The 3,702-nt window shown below is 71.8% G+C and carries 2 protein-coding genes and 1 pseudogene; all 3 read left to right on the top strand.

Annotation, left to right across the window (positions count from 1 at the left end; translation table 11 throughout):
• Positions 1–86: 86 nt before the first annotated feature.
• The gene (gene asnB / locus J0670_RS32860; protein ID WP_207815793.1) at positions 87–1,955 is read left to right on the top strand and encodes an asparagine synthase (glutamine-hydrolyzing); all 1,869 of its coding nucleotides are present in this window, start codon (positions 87–89) and stop codon (positions 1,953–1,955) included.
• A gap of 211 nt (positions 1,956–2,166) precedes the next feature.
• On the top strand, positions 2,167–3,285 hold the full coding sequence (locus J0670_RS32865) for a hypothetical protein (protein ID WP_207815795.1): 1,119 nt from the start codon (positions 2,167–2,169) through the stop codon (positions 3,283–3,285).
• A gap of 225 nt (positions 3,286–3,510) precedes the next feature.
• A pseudogene (locus J0670_RS32870) lies at positions 3,511–3,702 on the top strand (amino acid decarboxylase); the annotation flags it as partial.

Raw genomic sequence — 3,702 nt, forward strand, 5'->3', positions numbered from 1 at the left:
ACGTAGCGTGACACCCGGAACACGAAGCGGAAGTGCGCAAACGAAAGAACACGAAGCAAAAGAAGCGGAAGACCGGAGGCTTGCTGATGTGCGGGATCACCGGATGGGTCGCCTTCGAGCGCGACCTCACCGCCGAACGGACCGAACGGGCCGAACGGAGTGTCCTCGACGCGATGACGGACACTCAGCTCTGCCGCGGTCCGGACGCCGGGGGCGTCCACCTGCAGCCGCACGCCGCGCTCGGCCACCGCCGGCTCGCGGTGATCGACATCGAGGGCGGCGTCCAGCCGATGACGGTCGAGCAGGACGGCCGGCTGCTGGCCGCGCTCACCTACAGCGGCGAGGTCTACAACCACCGCGAGCTGCGCGCGGAGCTGGAGGCGGCCGGGCACCGCTTCCGCACCCGCAGCGACACCGAGGTCGTGCTGCACGCCTACCTGGAGTGGGGCGCGGACCTGGCCGGGCGGCTCAACGGCATGTTCGCCTTCGCGATCTGGGACGCCCGCAGCGAGGAGCTGCTACTGGTCCGCGACCGGATGGGCGTCAAGCCGCTGCACTACCACCCCACCCCGGACGGCGTGGTCTTCGGCTCCGAGGTCAAGGCCGTCCTCGCCCACCCCGCCGTCCGCCCGGTGGTCGACCTGGACGGGCTGCGCGAACTGCTCGCCTTCACCCGCACCCCCGGCCTCACCCCGTACCGGGGCATCCGCGAGGTCCGGCCCGGGCACGTCGTGCGGGTGCGCCGCGGGGGCCTCTCGGAGCACCGCTACTGGGCGTTGGAGGCGCGCGAGCACACCGACAGCCTGGAGGCCACGATCGCGACCGTCCGGGCGCTGCTGGACGACATCGTCCACCGCCAGCTGGACGCGGACGTCCCGCTCTGCTCGCTGCTCTCCGGCGGCCTGGACTCCAGCGCCGTCACCGCCATCGCCGCCAAGGCGCTGCGCGACGCCGGGGCCGGCCCGGTGCGCTCCTTCGCGGTGGACTTCGCCGGCCAGAGCGAGAACTTCCACGCCGACGGGGTCCGGCAGACCGCGGACGGCCCGTACGCCCGGCTGCTCGCCGACCACGTCGGCGCCGACCACAGCGTGATCGAGCTGGACGCCGCCGAACTCTCCGACCTGTCCCAGCGCTCCGTCGCGCTGCGCGCCCGCGACCTGCCCAACGGCGTCGGCGACATGGACGTCTCGCTGCTGCTGCTCTTCCGGGACGTACGCCGCCGGTCCACCGTCGCGCTGTCCGGCGAGTCCGCGGACGAGCTCTTCGGCGGCTACCGCTGGTTCCACGACCCGAAGACCGTCGCCACCGAGAACTTTCCCTGGATCGAGGGCGTCACCAGCATCGCCGGCGGCGGCGCCGTCCCGCGCGAACACCTGCTCGACGCCGGCCTGCTCCGCAGGCTCGACCTGGACGGCTACCGCCGAACCCGCTACCGCGAGGCGATCGCCGAGGTCCCGCACCTGGACTCGGCCGACCCGTTGGAGCGGCGGATGCGCGAGATCTCCTACCTCAACCTGACCCGCTTCGTCACCATCCTGCTCGACCGCAAGGACCGGATGAGCATGGCCAACGGGCTGGAGGTGCGGGTGCCGTTCTGCGACCACCGGCTGGTCCAGTACGTCTTCAACACCCCGTGGGCGATGAAGAGTTTCGACGGGCGGGAGAAGAGCCTGCTGCGCGCCGCCGTCAGGGACGTGCTGCCGGCCGCGGTCGCCGATCGGGTGAAGAGCCCGTACCCGGTGACGGCGGACCCGCAGTACCCGGCGGCTCTGCGCGCCGAACTCACCCGGCTCGCCGCCGCACGGAAGTCCCCGGTACTGGACCTGCTGGACGGGGAGCGCCTGACCGACGCGCTGGCCCCGGCCACCGACCCTCAGTCGGTACGGCTGGCCGTCGACCTCGCGCTGGACCTCGACCTCTGGCTGACGGAGTACCAGGTGACGCTGGACCTCTGAGGATCCCCCGGACGGCGCGGCGGACGGCACACCGCCGGGCCGCTGCGCCGTCCGGGTGAACACCGGGACCCCTCCCACCCCACATCGGCGTGGCGCCGATGCGATAGCGTCGCCGGCACCTCCCGAATGGCGGGCGAAAACGCGGCTTCCCGCCCCCACGCCGTCAGGATGGGAGCGAACCGTTCACCTCGATCCGCCGGGGGATCCCGTCATGCAGCCGCGAGTATTCGCGATTCTCACCGCCCTGCTCCTGGGCGTCCTGGGCCTCGGTTCGGTGGCCGTCACCGACTGGTCGCCCCCGGTGGCCACCGCGACCCCGGCCGGGTCGGGCACGCCGGGAGCCCCCGCCGGAGCCCGGCCGGCCGTCGCGGGCGCGCCGGGCGCCACCCCGACCGGCGACCCGGCGGTGTGGACCCGCTCGACGCTGCGCAACAAGCTGATGGCCGAGATGGACGCCACCGACCCCGGCGTCGCCCTCGCCGACCTCGACCGGATCACCAAGGAGAAGCCGTACACCGTGCGCTTCTGCCACCCGATCGCGCACGAGCTCGGCCACGCGGCGGTCAAGCGTTTCAACGCCGACTTCCAGAAGGTCATCTCCTTCCCGCACGAGACCTGCGCGGCCGGCTACCTGCACGGCGCGGTCGAGGAGATGCTCAACGCCTCCGCCCAGCCCGAGGTGGACCTGCTCAAGCTGTGCGCCCCCCAGAACACCGGGCCGTGCATCCACGGCGTCGGCCACGGCACGATGTTCGTGGTCAAGCAGGACGTCGCCAAGGCGCGCGAACTGTGCAACAAGTTCCCCAGCGACCAGAACCGGATCCGCTGCTCCGAGGGCCTGTTCATGCAGCTCTTCGGCCCGGACGAGGAGGACGAGCAGGCCAAGGCCAACCTGCCCGCCGACAAGCTCGCCCAGGACCCGCTCTACCCGTGCAAGGACCAGCCGAGTCTGTTCCAGTCGGCCTGCTACTTCTACGCCCCGACCTTCTACCTGTCCTCGCACGACTACCCGAACCACCCCGAGGTGTACGCCGAGGCCCTCAAGTGGTGCCTCAACGGCAAGGCGAACGGCGGGGCGGTGGACTGTAGCCGCGGCGTCGGCTCGCGGACCATGAAGTACAACCTGGACCGCGAGGACTGGGCCGCCCAGCAGTGCGCCACCGCCGCCGACGGCTGGCAGCGCAAGGCCTGCGCCGAGGGTCTGGTCAGCTACTACACGGTCAACTACACCGATCACGGCGCGGCCGGACGGCTCTGCGCCAAGATCACCGACAGGGAGATGCAGGGCTACTGCCGCAGCGCGAGCGGGCTGTCCAGCTCGCTGGACTGAGTCTTCCGGTCTCACCATGAGGGCCCTCGCCGCACGGCGCGGGCCCTTTCCGTAGCATCACCGGCACGGCACCACCGAGCCGCGAGATCACCGGACCGCGGGATCACCGAGCCGCGAGATCACCAGACCGCGAGATCACCGGACCGCAAGATCGCCGAACCGTAAGATCACCGAACCACGGTGCGCCAAGGACGCCGCGCCTCCCGGCCTCCCTGGAGCACGCCCATGACCACCGCGGACTTCCGCAGCGCCGCCCACGCCACCGCCGACCTCGTCTCCGACTACCTCGCCGAACTGCCCGCCCGCCCGGTCTGGCAGCCGATGGACGAGACCGCCCGGCAGGCCCTGCTGGACGCCCCGCTGCCCGCCGAGGGCCGCCCGCTTACCGAGCTCCTCGACGCCATCGGGCGGGACGTC

Source organism: Streptomyces sp. FH025 (genome assembly GCF_017427025.1).
GTDB lineage: Bacteria > Actinomycetota > Actinomycetes > Streptomycetales > Streptomycetaceae > Kitasatospora.